This window comes from Actinocrispum sp. NPDC049592, assembly GCF_040675465.1.
GTDB lineage: Bacteria > Actinomycetota > Actinomycetes > Mycobacteriales > Pseudonocardiaceae > Kibdelosporangium.
Map to the genome: position 1 here is coordinate 171870 of NZ_JBFAPA010000008.1, position 13112 is coordinate 184981.

17 protein-coding genes are annotated in these 13112 nt (G+C 68.5%); 10 read left to right on the forward strand and 7 right to left on the reverse strand.

The window, feature by feature from the left end; translation table 11 throughout:
• Positions 1–249 precede the first annotated feature (249 nt).
• Genes AB0J95_RS21790 through AB0J95_RS21800 form a run of 3 tightly spaced genes read left to right on the forward strand, consistent with a single transcriptional unit; the run spans position 250 to position 2177 of the window.
• Positions 250–1512: an amidase domain-containing protein gene (locus AB0J95_RS21790; protein ID WP_364760452.1), complete on the forward strand. Its 1263-nt coding sequence runs from the start codon at positions 250–252 to the stop codon at positions 1510–1512.
• 12 nt (positions 1513–1524) lie between these two features.
• A complete protein-coding gene (locus AB0J95_RS21795) occupies positions 1525–1839 on the forward strand; it encodes a hypothetical protein (RefSeq protein WP_364760455.1) in 315 nt (104 codons plus the stop codon).
• Complete coding sequence (locus AB0J95_RS21800) at positions 1836–2177, forward strand: hypothetical protein (RefSeq protein WP_364760458.1); 342 nt, start codon at positions 1836–1838, stop codon at positions 2175–2177. The genes AB0J95_RS21795 and AB0J95_RS21800 overlap by 4 nt, the downstream gene beginning before the upstream one ends.
• A gap of 1 nt (position 2178) precedes the next feature.
• Here the strand turns inward: AB0J95_RS21800 and AB0J95_RS21805 are convergent, their stop codons facing one another.
• A complete protein-coding gene (locus tag AB0J95_RS21805; RefSeq protein WP_364760461.1) occupies positions 2179–2544 on the reverse strand; it encodes a metalloregulator ArsR/SmtB family transcription factor in 366 nt (121 codons plus the stop codon).
• Positions 2545–2615: 71 nt separating this feature from the next.
• On the opposite strand from AB0J95_RS21805, the gene arsM reads away from it, so the two are divergent.
• Both arsM and AB0J95_RS21815 read left to right on the forward strand, forming a co-directional pair.
• Positions 2616–3353, forward strand: a complete 738-nt coding sequence (gene arsM / locus AB0J95_RS21810; RefSeq protein WP_364760464.1) for an arsenite methyltransferase — start codon at positions 2616–2618, stop codon at positions 3351–3353.
• Positions 3353–3778 (forward strand): arsenate reductase ArsC, encoded by a 426-nt coding sequence (locus tag AB0J95_RS21815; RefSeq protein WP_364760467.1) that lies wholly within the window; start codon positions 3353–3355, stop codon positions 3776–3778. The genes arsM and AB0J95_RS21815 overlap by 1 nt, the downstream gene beginning before the upstream one ends.
• Here the strand turns inward: AB0J95_RS21815 and AB0J95_RS21820 are convergent.
• The gene (locus AB0J95_RS21820; protein ID WP_364760470.1) at positions 3763–4173 is read right to left on the reverse strand and encodes a MarR family transcriptional regulator; all 411 of its coding nucleotides are present in this window, start codon (positions 4171–4173) and stop codon (positions 3763–3765) included. The genes AB0J95_RS21815 and AB0J95_RS21820 overlap by 16 nt on opposite strands.
• A gap of 56 nt (positions 4174–4229) precedes the next feature.
• Here AB0J95_RS21820 and AB0J95_RS21825 point away from each other — a divergent pair, with 56 nt between their 5' ends.
• Positions 4230–5021 (forward strand): alpha/beta hydrolase, encoded by a 792-nt coding sequence (locus AB0J95_RS21825; protein WP_364760473.1) that lies wholly within the window; start codon positions 4230–4232, stop codon positions 5019–5021.
• Here the strand turns inward: AB0J95_RS21825 and AB0J95_RS21830 are convergent, their stop codons facing one another.
• Entirely contained in the window at positions 5022–5240 is a 219-nt protein-coding gene (locus tag AB0J95_RS21830) for a hypothetical protein (protein ID WP_364760475.1), read from the reverse strand.
• Positions 5241–5381: 141 nt separating this feature from the next.
• Between AB0J95_RS21830 and AB0J95_RS21835 the strand changes: the two genes are divergently transcribed.
• Positions 5382–5813, forward strand: a complete 432-nt coding sequence (locus AB0J95_RS21835) for an SRPBCC family protein (RefSeq protein ID WP_364760477.1) — start codon at positions 5382–5384, stop codon at positions 5811–5813.
• Between the two features lie 10 nt (positions 5814–5823).
• Here AB0J95_RS21835 and AB0J95_RS21840 read toward each other — a convergent pair whose 3' ends face one another.
• The 4 genes from AB0J95_RS21840 to AB0J95_RS21855 all read right to left on the reverse strand — a co-directional run bounded on the left by AB0J95_RS21840 (position 5824) and on the right by AB0J95_RS21855 (position 8306).
• Complete coding sequence (locus AB0J95_RS21840) at positions 5824–6489, reverse strand: dihydrofolate reductase family protein (RefSeq protein ID WP_364760479.1); 666 nt, start codon at positions 6487–6489, stop codon at positions 5824–5826.
• The gene (locus tag AB0J95_RS21845) at positions 6489–6989 is read right to left on the reverse strand and encodes an SRPBCC family protein (RefSeq protein ID WP_364760481.1); all 501 of its coding nucleotides are present in this window, start codon (positions 6987–6989) and stop codon (positions 6489–6491) included. The genes AB0J95_RS21840 and AB0J95_RS21845 overlap by 1 nt, the downstream gene beginning before the upstream one ends.
• Positions 6973–7335 carry a metalloregulator ArsR/SmtB family transcription factor gene (locus tag AB0J95_RS21850; protein WP_364760483.1) on the reverse strand — a complete coding sequence of 121 codons (363 nt, stop codon included), beginning with the start codon at positions 7333–7335 and terminating at the stop codon, positions 6973–6975. The genes AB0J95_RS21845 and AB0J95_RS21850 overlap by 17 nt, the downstream gene beginning before the upstream one ends.
• A 62-nt stretch (positions 7336–7397) precedes the next feature.
• On the reverse strand, positions 7398–8306 hold the full coding sequence (locus AB0J95_RS21855; protein WP_364760485.1) for a hypothetical protein: 909 nt from the start codon (positions 8304–8306) through the stop codon (positions 7398–7400).
• Positions 8307–8571: 265 nt separating this feature from the next.
• On the opposite strand from AB0J95_RS21855, the gene AB0J95_RS21860 reads away from it, so the two are divergent.
• The 3 genes from AB0J95_RS21860 (at position 8572) to AB0J95_RS21870 (ending at position 13002) form a co-directional block, all read left to right on the forward strand.
• Positions 8572–11397 (forward strand): GH92 family glycosyl hydrolase, encoded by a 2826-nt coding sequence (locus AB0J95_RS21860; RefSeq protein ID WP_364760488.1) that lies wholly within the window; start codon positions 8572–8574, stop codon positions 11395–11397.
• Between the two features lie 113 nt (positions 11398–11510).
• On the forward strand, positions 11511–12137 hold the full coding sequence (locus AB0J95_RS21865) for an RNA polymerase sigma factor (protein WP_364760491.1): 627 nt from the start codon (positions 11511–11513) through the stop codon (positions 12135–12137).
• Positions 12138–12171: 34 nt separating this feature from the next.
• Positions 12172–13002 (forward strand): hypothetical protein, encoded by an 831-nt coding sequence (locus AB0J95_RS21870; RefSeq protein ID WP_364760493.1) that lies wholly within the window; start codon positions 12172–12174, stop codon positions 13000–13002.
• Positions 13003–13112: the final 110 nt, after the last annotated feature.

Genomic DNA, 13112 nt, shown 5'->3' on the forward strand with positions numbered 1-13112 from the left:
GGCCACCGGGTCATGGACGGTGAACAGATGCCGGACGCCGGTGAATTCCAGCACAGGTACCACCGGCACCCGAGCGGCCAACAGCCGCATCGCGATCCACGCGACTCGGCATGGGCCCGTAGACCCGGCAACACTTCGGTTTTCGGACAATTCTCGCTAAGGCCCCATTCCGAGGTTCGTACCGGAGTTTGCCGAGTTTCGGAACCGTGGGCGGGTGATGTGCGTCCATCGTGGGGATGGGAGGGCTACATGGTCGACTTCGCCCAGTTGCGGGACGCGAAACCGGACTTATGGCAGACGGCGGCCGATGACTGGCTCACGCTGGCGAAAGAGGCCGAGCAGTCCGCGCGCGACATTTACGACAACGGCGCCAGTGCGCTCGACGAGCACTGGACCGACCAGGTCGGCCAGCACGCCGGTCAGACGCTGAAGGACCTGGCGAACCTGTTCGAGGTCGCCGCCGTGGAGATCCGGGCGGTGGTGTCCACTCTGGACGGTCTGGCCGACGCGGCGAAGCTCGCGCAGTCCTCGTTGCACAGCGCGGTCGACTACGCGCAGCGCAGCGGGATGGTGGTGGACGGCTCCGGGCACGTGACGATGTCCGACCCCCGCACGATGCACAACGACCCGGACGCCCAGCAGCTGCGCGGTGAGTCACAACGGCTGATCGACGAGGCCGTGGCCGAGGCCACCCGGATCGACCAGGACGCGTCCACGGAACTCAACCGGCTCAAGGACGCCGTCGGGGTCACCGACCTGGACAAGGCGATGAACGAGATCGGCGCCCAGGCCTCGCAGAACGAGGTCAAGCTGATGGCGGACGCGCTGCCCACGGACCAGGACGCACAGACCGTCGCGGCGTGGTGGAACGGCCTGACCCCGCAGCAGCGGGACGAGTTCGCCCGCGCGGTCCCGGTGCAGCTCTACGACCTCAACGGCATCCCGCAGGACGTCAAGGACCAGCTCAAGGGAAACTACGGCTACGACCGGGTCGAACTGGTCCGCTGGGCACAGGCGAACTGGGACAACAAGGACATCGACATCTTCGACAACAACTGCACGCAGTTCGTGTCCACCGGGCTGGAGCACGCGGGCATGAAGCAGACGATGAGCGACTGGACCGGCACGTTCGACGACGACGGCTGGGGCCACGGCGGGCAGACCGGCTGGGACTGGCTGGACAAGCACGACCACTCGCACACCGACAGCTGGGCGAGCGCCGACGCCAACCGCAACTTCATGGTCAGCCACGGCGGCCAGACCATCCCGCTCAACCAGGCGCGGCCGGGTGACATCGTCTACTTCGAGCAGGCGGGACCGGGCGGCCCGACCGATCCTGGCAAGGTGCACCACGCCGCCATCGTCACCTCGGTGACGCCCGACGGCGACATCCACTACACCCAGCACACCGACTCCCGGCTGAACGTCAGCCTGAACGACCGGTTGCCGCACAACGAGGTCACCGAAGGCGACCAGAACATCGTCATCGTCCGGCCACACCCCAACTACTAGGAGGAGACCCCGATGGTCATCGCGATGGACCCGGGCGGCGTCTCCGCCACCGGCGACGACCTGCACAAGATCGCCGGCGACGCCGGCACCCGGACCAAGGGGCTGTTCGCCTCGAGCGACGCGGCCGCGCAAGGCAACCAGGGCTGGGCATCCGGACCGGCGCTGACCGGGTGCAAGACGGCCTGGCAGGACCAGCTCGGCAAGCTGATCCAGAAGACCGTCCAGGCCGGCGACGGCCTCAAGGACTCCGCGGGCAACGTCGCGGGCACCGACCAGGAGGCGGAGAACCGCCTGGACCACGTGATGCACGACTGGTCGGGCAAATGACGACGACCCGCCCGGCGATCGCCGGGGGTCTGCTCGCCGTTGCCGGCGCCGTGCTGGCGTTCCTGGCCACCCAGGTCAGCACCGACCTGACCCACCAACGGTCGAGCACCTGCAACGGCCTGCTCCCGATGCCCACCTCCGCCTACGTTCTGGGCTGGACGGGCGTCGCGGCGGGCGTGATCGCGGTGGTACTGCTGGTTTCGCGGCTCCGCCAGTCCCGCGGCGGCTGGCCGGTGTGGGTGCTCGTGCTCGCTGTACTGGTCGTGTTGTTCGCCGGGTTCGTCGTCTACACCGTGTACGGAGACGCGCCCACCACCCGTTTCCAGTGCTCCGGCTGACTCACACGGACTCCAGCGCGGCGGTCCATTCGTTGGCGGGACGGGAAAGCAGGACCGCCAGCTGATCGGTGGTCTCCGGGCGCAGCCAGTAGTACACCCAGGTTCCCCGGCGTTCGCAGTCGACGAGCCCCGCTTGGCGCAACAGCTTCAGGTGATGGGAGATGGTGGGCTGGGACAGGTCGAAGGCTGGGATGAGTTCGCAGACACAGACCCCGGTGTCCCGTTGGGCCGCGGCGATCATGGACAGCAGCCGCAGCCGCACGGGGTCGCCGAGCGCCTTGAACACGACCGCCAGCTCGACGGCCCGCTCCTCACCCAGCGGAGCGGGGCCGAGGTTCGTGCAGCAGGCCACGTCCTGATTCGACATCTGTCTATATTGACGAACTTCGATGGCGCGAGCAAGATGCATCGAAGAACGTCGATGCAGGGAGCTGGGTGATGAGCGACTCGACCGATTTGCGCGAGGCTGTCCGGGCCCGATACGCCGCCGCGGCGACGGCGGTCACCGAAGACGGTGACTGCTGCGGTCCGGTCGAGGTGGACGACAACTTCGGCTCGACCTTGTACTCCGCCTCCGAACGCGACGAACTGCCCGCCGAGGCCATCGCCGCGTCCCTCGGCTGCGGCAATCCCCTTGCGGTGGCGGAGTTGCGCGAGGGTGAGCGCGTGCTGGACCTGGGGTCCGGCGGCGGGATCGACGTGTTGCTGTCCGCACGGCGGGTCGGGCCGACGGGTAAGGCGTACGGCCTGGACATGACCGACGAGATGCTCGCGCTGGCGTTGGCCAACAAAGCCAAAGCGGGTGCGCAGAACGTCGAGTTCCTGAAGGGCACGATCGAGGCGATCCCGTTGCCCGGCAACACGATCGACGTGGTGATCTCCAACTGTGTGATCAACCTGTCGACCGACAAACCGGCGGTGTTCGCCGAAATGTTCCGGGTTTTGGCGCCCGGCGGGCGGATCGGAGTGTCCGATGTGGTCGCGGATGACTCCTTGACCGCCGCGCAGCGCGCCGAGCGCGGCTCGTACGTGGGGTGCATCGCCGGTGCGCTGACGTTCACCGAGTACCGCGAAGGGTTGCAGGCAGCCGGGTTCGGCGACGTCGAGATCATCCCTACGCACGAGGTGGCCGACGGGATGCAATCGGCGATCATCCGCGCGGTCAAACCGTCATGATGTCTGCACGCCAACCGGATCGGCCGTCGGTACTGTTCGTGTGCGTGCACAACGCCGGGCGCTCGCAGATGGCCGCTGCCTGGCTGACCCACCTGGCCGGCGACCGGGTCGAGGTGCGCTCCGCCGGGTCCGCTCCGGCCGACCAGGTCAACCCCGCGGTGATCGAGGCCATGCGCGAGGCCGGGATCGACATCTCCGCTGAGACGCCCAAGATCCTGACTGTCGAGGCAGTCCAGGAGTCCGACGTGTGCGTCACCATGGGCTGCGGCGATGCCTGCCCGGTGTTTCCCGGAAAGCGTTACCTGGACTGGAAACTCGACGATCCGGCGGGCCAGGGTGTGGCCGCGGTCCGCCCGATCCGCGACGAGATCCGGTCACTGGTGGCGGGTCTGATCGCCGAGATCGCGCCCTATCCCCCGAGGTGACGGGCGAGGGTTTCCAGCGCGGCAAGGACTTCCGCGGCATTCCCGGCCCCGACGGCCGCTGCGACGGCGTCGTCGACCGGCACGGAGAACCGCTGCGCCCGCGCCGGGACATCGGGCGAGGCGCGCACCAGGGTTCTCCGGCGGTCCTTGGGATCCGTTGTGGTGATGAAGACCCCGCCCTCGCGCAGCCTGGTGACCGACGCCGACACGTGGCTCTGCGGGTAGCCGGTCCGCTGGATGATCTCCTGGATCGAGGTGCCGGGGTGCTCGAACACGTCGATCATGACCGCCCGCACGCTCACCGGCAGCGCGTGGAAGGACGCGTTGGCCGGGATGGCCGCCTCGGCGATCTTGACCAGCCTGCGTCCCAGGTGCAGCAACTCGATGCCGTCCATGACCCCAAGATACATCAACCTTGATACATCAGTTTTGATGCTTTACGGTCGACGCCATGACCAACCTGAACGTTTCCGGCGCGACCCTGCACTACCAGGTCCAGGGCGAGGGCCCAGTCCTGCTGATCGTCATGGGCGGTGGCGGTGACGCGGACGCCGCCGCAGGCATCGCCGAGCGCCTCTCCGCGCACTACACCGTGGTCACCTATGACCGGCGCGGCCTGTCCCGCAGCACTCTGAACGATCCCGCCGAACCGATGTCCATCCAGCAACACAGCTCCGACGCCCACCAGGTGCTGGCCGCGGTGACCGCCGAACCCGCGTTCGTGCTCGGCTTCAGCCTCGGTTCACTCATCGCGCTGGACCTGGTGGCCACCCACCCCGAGCAGGTCCGTCTGCTGGTCGCGCACGAACCGCCGGTCCCCTCCCTGCTTGCGGAGAGTGAACGCGCTGAGGCGCAACGGTTCCAGCGGATCATCGAAGGCGGCGGGAGCGGTCCGGAGTGGACAGAGACATTGCGTGCGGTCGCCGTCGACCACACCGACCTGGAGGAGGGCGTGACGCTCCCGGAGCCCAGTCCGCACCACCTGACCAACGCGGCGTTCTTCCGGGAGCACGACGCTCCGGCCGCCCACCGGTACCGCCTCGACCTGGACGCCCTCAAGGCCGTGTCCGACCGGATCGTGGCCGCCGGCGGCGAGAAGTCCCGGGCGGCCTTCCCGCACCGATCCACCCGCGCGCTGGCCGACCGGCTGGGCCTCGAGTTCGTCGAGTTTCCCGGTGATCACGCGGGGTTCGCGACCCGGCCGCGCGCCTTCGCCGACCGCCTGACCGAGATCCTCAGGTAGCTAGGACTGCTCGTTCTCCGGGACGTAGTCGTCCGCCGGGCCATCCCCGGAACCTTGCGCGGAGTCGTCCTGCGAGTGGGGCTTCGGGTCGCGGTACAGCAGGTCGCCGACCGGGTTCGACGGCTCCTCATCCCGCAGCTCCCGCTTGGCCTGCTCGATCTCCTCGTGCGTGCGCTTGAGGTCCTCAGGCAGCTCGTCCGGGTTCAGATGCGTGGACATGTCCCTCCTGCCCTCGAAAGCGACAGTTCTCCCCAGGCATACCACCCCACGGCCTGGCCAAACCCGGTCGGCGTCGACTATCCGGAATGGACGGTCGCCCGCCGATGCTTCGGGCCATGCCGACCGGGTACTCCCCCGGCCATGGGCGACTATGACGACACGATCACTGTCCAGGTACCACCACAGCAGCTGTTCGCATATCTCTCGGACGTACGCAACCTGCCTCACTACCTGCCACGCCTCACAGAGGCCACCCCGCAGGGCGGCGACAAGGTCGACGTGACCGCACACATCGACCCGGAGGGTCAACCGGCGCACGACGTGCACAGCGAGGCGTGGATGCGAGTGGTCAAGGACGAGCAGACCCTGGAATGGGGCGCGCCCGGTCCGGGCGACTACCACGGCCGGCTCGAAATCGCGCCGGGCGAGCACCGTGGCGAGTCCACCCTGACCGTGTACCTGCACACCGACCACGTCGAGGGCGACCAGATCCGCCAGGGCCTGGCCGAGACCCTCCGCGGCATCCGCGACACCGTCGAGAACACCCCCGACCGCCCCACCGACCACGCCTGAGTCCGTCCGGCTACCCCTTGCCGACGGTGTAGGTCAGGTGGGTCACCCGGGTCGAGGCGGTGGAGCGGACCTGGGTCAGGGCGAGGCGGTCGGGGTCCACGCGGTCGAACAGGTGGACGCCGGTGCCGAACAGCACGGGCGCGAGCGTGACCGAGAACTCGTCGACCAGCCCGGCATTCAGGTACTGCTGGACGGTCTCGCCGCCGCCGGCGATGCGCACATCGCGATCGCCGGCGGCCTCGCGGGCCTGGTCGAGCGCGCTGTGGATGCCGTCGTTGACGAAGTGGAAGGTCGTGCCGCCGGGCCGCTCCCACGGGTCACGCTTCTCGTGGGTCACAACGAACACCGAGGTGTGGAAGGGGGCCTCGTCCGGCCACGACGGCTCGCCGAGGTCGAACATCCGCTTGCCCATGACGCTCGCGCCGGTGCGCTCGTAGGTGGCCCGTGCGATGTCGTTGTCGATGCCTTCCTCACCGCCCTCGCCGATCTTGAGGTTCTCCCGGAACCAGCGCAGCGGGAACGCCCACGCCTGCAGTCGCGCCCACTTCGACATCCACCGCCGGACGCCCGGGTCGTCCTGCTTGCCGGGCGAGAAGGCGTCCTCGGGCCGCACGGCTTCGGGGGCCATGAAACCGTCGAGCGACATCGTCACGCTGAAGAAGACCTTGCCGGCCATCAGCTCCCCGCTCCTTTCGAGGTGAGGCCGGCAATGTAGGCCGCGAGGTTGCGCAGGGTCTGCTCGCCGCCCTCGATCGCGTGGTACTTCTCCACCGCTTCGTCGCGGAGTTCCTTGGTGGAGAACACCGTGCGCATCACGATCCGGGTCTCCGCACCGGCCTGCTCGAAGGCCAGGACCGACTCGAACGCGTTGGGGTCGTCGCGGGACTCGCCGTGCAGCAACACGATCCGCTCCGGCGGGACGATCTCCCGCCAGGTGATCCACTCCTGGTAGTCGGTCCCGTCCGGCCCGTGCATCACGAAGTCCCAGATCCCGCCGACGCGGAACTCGAAGGACCGTGTGGTGGTGGTGAAGCCCTCCGGTCCCCACCACCGCGACAGGTGCCGGACCTGCGTGAACGCCTCGAACACCAGCTCCCGGGGCGCGCTGATGACCCGCGACATCACGATCTCGCGGTCCGCCGTCGCGTGTCCGGGCCCGCTACTGGTCGTCGCCATCCGGTTGTTCCTCTCGCCTTGCCTGTTCCAGGTCCCGCACGTACTCGTCCAGCCGGTCGAAGCTGCCGCTCCAGAACCGCTCGAAGCCGCCCAGCCACTCGTGCACCGGCCGCAGCCCGCGGGCGTCCAAGCAGTACAGCCGTTGCTTGCCCACCCCGCGGACCCGCACCAGCCCGACCTCCCGCAGCACCCGCAGGTGCTTGGACGCCTGCGGCTGGCTCATCGACAGGTCCCGCGCCAGCTCGGTCACCGGCCGCTCGCCGCCCCGCAGCAGAACCAGGATTTGCCTGCGCTGCGGTTCGGCGATCGCGTTGAACGCGTCCGAGGTCGTCGCCGCTCGTGCCATGGCGGCCATCATATGCCTATATCGGAATGCGTCAACCGAGCCCGGCCGGCCGAGTGCACAGGTCAACGATCCGCGGTGTGATGTGGCCGGGTTTCCAGGCTCGCGGGCCACTCCCAGCTGATGCCCAGCACTCCGGCGGTCATGTCGGCGGCGGTGAGGTGGACGGCGTGGTGGTTGTTGAGGCGCAGGTCGGTGAGGCGGTGTTGTTCGGTGTAGAGATCCGCGCGCGTGTAGCCGTAGACGTTGCTGGGCAACAGATCCGGATGAAACCGGACCTCGAGGAGGTAGCTGCCTTCGGGGCGGCGGAAGCCGTGCGCGAAGTCGGATCGGCGGCCCGCGGTCGGGTCGGTGATGTGGGTTTCGAAGACCCAGGTCTCACCGCAGCGCAGCGGCTGCCCGAACAGCACCTCCGCGACCATCACGGATCCCTTGTGGTGCCGCAGGATCCGCCCGACGTGGCAGTTGCGCACCGGGTGGACCGTGACCCGGTCGATGGCGCATCCGGGCGCGCCGAAATACCGCAGTACCAGGCGGTCCACACCGTCCCGGCGGGCACGGACCAGGCTGCGGATCGCGATCAGCGACGGGCCGTGGTGGGCATCGACCGTCACGGTGTGTTCGGTGGTCAGCGTGTCCAGATCCCACGCGCGGGACCCGGGCAGCTCGTCGAGCAGCTCGCCCATCGGGCCGCTGTACTCGTCCACACCCTGCTGCGGCTGGAAAGGAAGCACCTGCCGCCCGGCCAGCAGGCCGCTCAGCGTGTGGGTGGGCAGGTTCAGGATCTCCTCGAGCGCGTCGATCGCGCGCAGCGAGTTCGGGTGCTGCGGCCACGCCCGGCCGTGCTGCCAGTCGCTCAGGCTCGCGAGCCCCACCTGGATGCCCCGCTCGGCCAGGCGGAAGCGCAACCGGTCCAACGGCAGGCCGCGCTGCTGGATCGCGCTGCGCAGCACGACATGGAATGGTCCGGACATCTCTGATCCCTCGCCGCAGGACTGGTGATTTTACCGTCGGGCCCGCGCCGAGCGGTATAGATCAGCGCCGGTGCGGATCGTCCACCGCCGCGCCCATGCCGAAATTTCGGTGCTTTCCGATGCCGTCCGCAGGGCCGATCCTCAATGACGGCAACGTTGTCATCTGTCAGCCCGCCCCTGCCCCGACCACCGGAGAATTTCCGCCGAAGGTCTCCGCCGCTCGATGACAACGTTGTCAGGCTCGGATACCCGAAGGAGGTCTCCCTTGTCCGCCCTGCATCCGTTCAGACGTGGTTTGACGATCCCGCTCGCGCTCGGCGTCGCGCTCGTGACGACCGGCCTCATCCCGCAGACCGCTTCGGCGGCGGTCGCCGACCCGGCCGCCACGGTCAACACGCTCATCGGTTCCACCAACAGCGGCGAGACCTTCCCCGGCGCGGACACGCCGTTCGGGATGGTGCAGTGGAGCCCGGAGAACACCCGCGGCGACCAGACCCGCACGCCGCAACCGGGCGGTTACGACTACAACGTGACCCGCGTGCGCGGCTTCAGCCTCACCCACATGTCCGGTACCGGCTGCGCGGGCGGCGCCGGGGACGTCCCGTTCCTGCCGTTCCCCGGCACCGTGTCCTCCTCCCCCACTGCCGACCGCACGGACGCCACCTACGCCAGCAACTTCGCGCACGCCAACGAAACCGGTACCGCGGGGTACTACCGGGTCGGCCTGGACTCGGGCGTCAACGTCGAACTGTCCGCCACCACGCGCTCGGGTGCGGGCCGCTTCACCTACCCGACTGGCAAAACCGCCTCGCTGCTGGTCCGCACGTCCAACTCGGAGGTCGGCAGCAGCGCCGCGCAGACCACCATCGACAGTGGTAACCGGGTGATCAGCGGCTCGGTCACCAGCGGCAACTTCTGCGGGTACATCAACAGCATCGGGCGGCGCAGCTACTACACCCTGTACTTCTACGCCGCGTTCGACAAACCGTTCTCCGGCACCGGAACCTGGCAGGACGGCACGGTCACCAACGGCAGCACCAGCTCCAGCGGCGGGACCACCTACGGCACCGACGGCTGGCCACCGGCGGGCAAGGGATCCGGCGGGTTCGTCACCTTCGACCTCAGCCAGGGCCAGACGGTCGGCGTCCGGGTCGGCATCTCGTACGTCAGCCTCGCCAACGCCAAAGCCAACGTGGACACGGAAAACCCGGCCGGCACGTCGTTCGACACCGTCCGCCAGCGAGCCCACGACGCCTGGAACGCCGAGCTGGGCCGCATCGAGATCACCGGCGGCAGCGCCGCGCAGCAGACCACCTTCTACACCGCGCTCTACCACTCCTTGTTGCACCCCAACGTGTTCAGCGACACCAACGGCCAGTACACGGGGATGGACCAGCGGGTGCACAGCGTCTCCGGCTCGCAGCACGCCCAGTACGCCAACTTCTCCGGCTGGGACGTCTACCGCGACCAGCTGCAACTGGTGACGTTGTTGAGACCCGACATCGGCGCGGACATCGCGCAGTCATTGTTCAACCAGGCCAGTCAGAACAACGGCGTGTGGGACCGCTGGACGCACAACCAGGGCGGCACCCACGTGATGACCGGGGATCCCGGACATGCTGCGGTGCCTAGCATCTACGCGTTCGGCGGCACGTCGTTCGACGCGGCGGGCGCGCTCACCTCGATGGTGCACGCAGCCACCACGGTGACCGCCGACGACCGCAGCAGCACTGGGTGGAACGTGATGGTGGTCGGCGAACGACCGTCGCTGGACCAATATCTGTCCCTCGGCTATGTGCCGTCCAACGGGCATGCGTGGGGCGGCGCCGGGGAGACGTTGGAAGACGTCTCGGCCGACTTCGGTATTTCCCAGCTGGCCCAAAGGCTTGGTGACGCGACCACCGCCAACCAGTTCCTGAACCGGGCGCAGAACTGGAAGAACGTGTTCAACCCGGGGACCGGATACATCCAGCAGCGCAACTCCTCGGGAGCCTGGGAGTCGTTCGACCCGGCCAGCGACGACGGGTTCGCCGAAGGCAGCGCCGCCCAGTACACATGGATGGTTCCGTTCAACGCCAAGGGATTGTTCACCAAGATGGGCGGCACGGCGTCCGCCATCACCCGGCTGGACCGGTTCTTCCACAACACCGACGGCAGCTGGGCGTTGTCCAACGCGGGCGGCACCCACTCCGATCTGAGCAACGAACCCTCGATCGGCGCTCCATGGCTGTACAACTTCGCGGGCCAGCCGTACAAGACTCAGCAAACCGTGCGCCAGGTCGTCACCACGTTGTGGTCCAACGGAACCGGCGGTATCCCGGGCCAGGACGATCTTGGGGCGATGTCGTCGTGGTACGTCTTCGCCGCCATCGGCGTGTACCCGCTCGCGCCGGGCCGGGCGGAGTTGTTGTTGTCCAGTCCGTTGTTCAGCCAGGTCGTCGTGCATCGCGGCAACGGCGTCACCCTGACGCTGCGCGCCACCGGCGCTGCTACCAACGCGCCCTACATCCAGAGTCTTCAGCTCAATGGCGCCGCGTCGACCCGCCCGTGGCTGCCCGAGTCGGTGGTCCGCGACGGCGGCACGGTCGACATGACTCTGGGCACGACCGCGAACACCTCGTGGGGCAGTGCGGCCGCTGACGCTCCCCCGTCGTTCGACACCGGTGCGACGTCGGCCAACGTGGCTCTCAACAAGCCGGCGACGGCCGATTCGTCCTGCAACACCAACGAAGGCCCGGCCAAGGCGGTCAACGGCAGCGTGTCGGGCGGCAACAGCGACAAGTGGTGCTCGACCGGCGCCAGCAAGTCGTGGCAGGTGGACCTCGGTAGCGCAACCGCGGTGAAGACCATCACCGTCCGGCATGCCGGTGCAGGCGGCGAAAGCACCGCGTGGAACACCCGCGACTACGACATCCAGGCCTCCACTGACGGCACCAACTGGACGACCATCGTCCAGGCCCGCGCCAACACCGCGAACGTCACCACACACACCGTCACCGTCACAGCCCGATTCCTGAAACTCAACATCCTGACCGCCGAACAAAGCGGCAACAACGCCGCCCGCATCTACGAATTCGAGGCCTACAACTAGGCCCGGGCCAGGCTCGCCGCGCGGTACCTGCGTCGCGCGGCGAGCCTGCATGGCTCACCCGGTTGCGGGCCCCGGTGTCGGCGGGCGATGGGCGATGGCTCAGGATGTCGCGGGTGCACAGTGCGGCCGCGTCCGAAGACGACGCCACACCCGTAACGTCCACAGCGGACTTGTCAGCGGACGGGCTGGCCGACGCGTTGCGGCGCGCGAAGAACGGCGAAGACCACGCGTTCCGGCTGCTCTACCGGGCGATCCAGCCTGGTCTGCTGCGGTATCTGCGGGTGCTGGCCGGGGCCGACGCGGAGGATGTCGCGTCGGAGGCCTGGCTGCAGGTGGCGCGGGACCTGCCTTCGTTCCGTGGTGAGCTGGACGGTTTTCGTGGGTGGGTGACCACGATCGGGCGTAACCGTGCCATGGATCACTTGCGGCACTTGCGTCGGCAGCCAGCGACCGATGGGCCGCTCGAGGAACTGACCGAGCGGCCAGGATCTTGCGACACCGAGCAGTCCGTTGTGGACGCCATGAGCACCGACGGGGCGCTGGCGCTGATCGCGAAACTGCCCCGCGACCAGGCCGAAGCCGTGCTGCTGCGGGTGGTGGTCGGGCTCGACGCGAAAGGCGCCGCGCAGGTGCTGGGCAAGCGGCCCGGCGCGGTCCGCACCGCCGCCCACCGGGGTCTGCGCAAGCTCGCCGAGCTCCTGGAAAACCAGCGGCGACCACGGGAAATCGGGTTGGAGTGACACTTTTGGACCCCTCGGCGCTGAAGGACATGAGATGAGCGCGCACCGTTCCGGCCGGATCGGCCGGCGCACCACCGAGCAACTGCTCACCGGTGCGCCGGGCCGGGAACATGCCTCGACTCCGCTGGGCAGGCTCCTCTCCGTGGCGTCAGCACCGCCTCGGGAGGGTGAGCTCGCCGGTGAACAGGCGGCTGTCACGGCGTTCCGGTCCGCTCGTCTCGCCGATGACCTTCAACGCGAGAGAGAGCCGATGCACAAGTCCACACTCGCCAAGCTGCTCACGGTGAAGATCGCGGCCGCCGCCGCTGGGGTCCTCACCGCAGGCGGTGTCGCCGTCGCGGCTGTGTCCGGTGCCCTGCCCGGTCAGGACCATGGCGCGGGCAGCGAGGAGCACGGCAAACCCGCCGGTTCCAGCGCGTCCGAGCACGCGCAGGACGGCAAGACCAACGGTGCCGAGCACCGCAACGACAACGCGACCGCCAAGGGTGACGAGCAGAAGTCCTCGCATGCCAACTCGCCGTCCGGGTCGCCGTCCCCGTCGCTCGAAGGCTTGTGCAACGCGGTGATGTCGGGCAACAAGGTCGAGCACGGCAAGGCTTTGGAGAACCCGGCGTTCGGCGCGTTGATCACCGCCGCGGGCGGCCCGGAGAAGGTGCCCGCCTTCTGCGCCGACCTGCTGGCCGGCAAGAAGCAGGAACCCAGCCACTCCACCGGAAAGCCTGCCGACCCGGGCAACGGCAACGGCAACGGCCCGGGTGACAACGGGAACGGCCAGCCCGGCAAGACCAACAACCCGCAGGACAAGGGAAATGGCCAGCCGGACAAGGGCAACGGCCCGCCTGCGTCGGTCCCGCCCACGCACTGATCCGACTTCTTCCCTCGACGGTGCCGGCCTCCCCACTGTCTGTACGGGCCGGCATCCGGGGCGAGCGGCGGTTGTACCCCCACTGCCGCTCGTCCCAGCCTCGTCCACAT

Bases quoted from the DNA above. Each gene is read 5' to 3' on its own strand.
- AB0J95_RS21790 (WP_364760452.1), top strand. From the start codon at position 250: ATGGTCGACTTCGCCCAGTTGCGGGACGCGAAACCGGACTTATGGCAG.
- AB0J95_RS21795 (WP_364760455.1), top strand. From the start codon at position 1,525: ATGGTCATCGCGATGGACCCGGGCGGCGTCTCCGCCACCGGCGACGAC.
- AB0J95_RS21800 (WP_364760458.1), top strand. From the start codon at position 1,836: ATGACGACGACCCGCCCGGCGATCGCCGGGGGTCTGCTCGCCGTTGCC.
- AB0J95_RS21805 (WP_364760461.1), bottom strand. From the start codon at position 2,544: ATGTCGAATCAGGACGTGGCCTGCTGCACGAACCTCGGCCCCGCTCCG.
- arsM (WP_364760464.1), top strand. From the start codon at position 2,616: ATGAGCGACTCGACCGATTTGCGCGAGGCTGTCCGGGCCCGATACGCC.
- AB0J95_RS21815 (WP_364760467.1), top strand. From the start codon at position 3,353: ATGTCTGCACGCCAACCGGATCGGCCGTCGGTACTGTTCGTGTGCGTG.
- AB0J95_RS21820 (WP_364760470.1), bottom strand. From the start codon at position 4,173: ATGGACGGCATCGAGTTGCTGCACCTGGGACGCAGGCTGGTCAAGATC.
- AB0J95_RS21825 (WP_364760473.1), top strand. From the start codon at position 4,230: ATGACCAACCTGAACGTTTCCGGCGCGACCCTGCACTACCAGGTCCAG.
- AB0J95_RS21830 (WP_364760475.1), bottom strand. From the start codon at position 5,240: ATGTCCACGCATCTGAACCCGGACGAGCTGCCTGAGGACCTCAAGCGC.
- AB0J95_RS21835 (WP_364760477.1), top strand. From the start codon at position 5,382: ATGGGCGACTATGACGACACGATCACTGTCCAGGTACCACCACAGCAG.
- AB0J95_RS21840 (WP_364760479.1), bottom strand. From the start codon at position 6,489: ATGGCCGGCAAGGTCTTCTTCAGCGTGACGATGTCGCTCGACGGTTTC.
- AB0J95_RS21845 (WP_364760481.1), bottom strand. From the start codon at position 6,989: ATGGCGACGACCAGTAGCGGGCCCGGACACGCGACGGCGGACCGCGAG.
- AB0J95_RS21850 (WP_364760483.1), bottom strand. From the start codon at position 7,335: ATGGCACGAGCGGCGACGACCTCGGACGCGTTCAACGCGATCGCCGAA.
- AB0J95_RS21855 (WP_364760485.1), bottom strand. From the start codon at position 8,306: ATGTCCGGACCATTCCATGTCGTGCTGCGCAGCGCGATCCAGCAGCGC.
- AB0J95_RS21870 (WP_364760493.1), top strand. From the start codon at position 12,172: ATGAGCGCGCACCGTTCCGGCCGGATCGGCCGGCGCACCACCGAGCAA.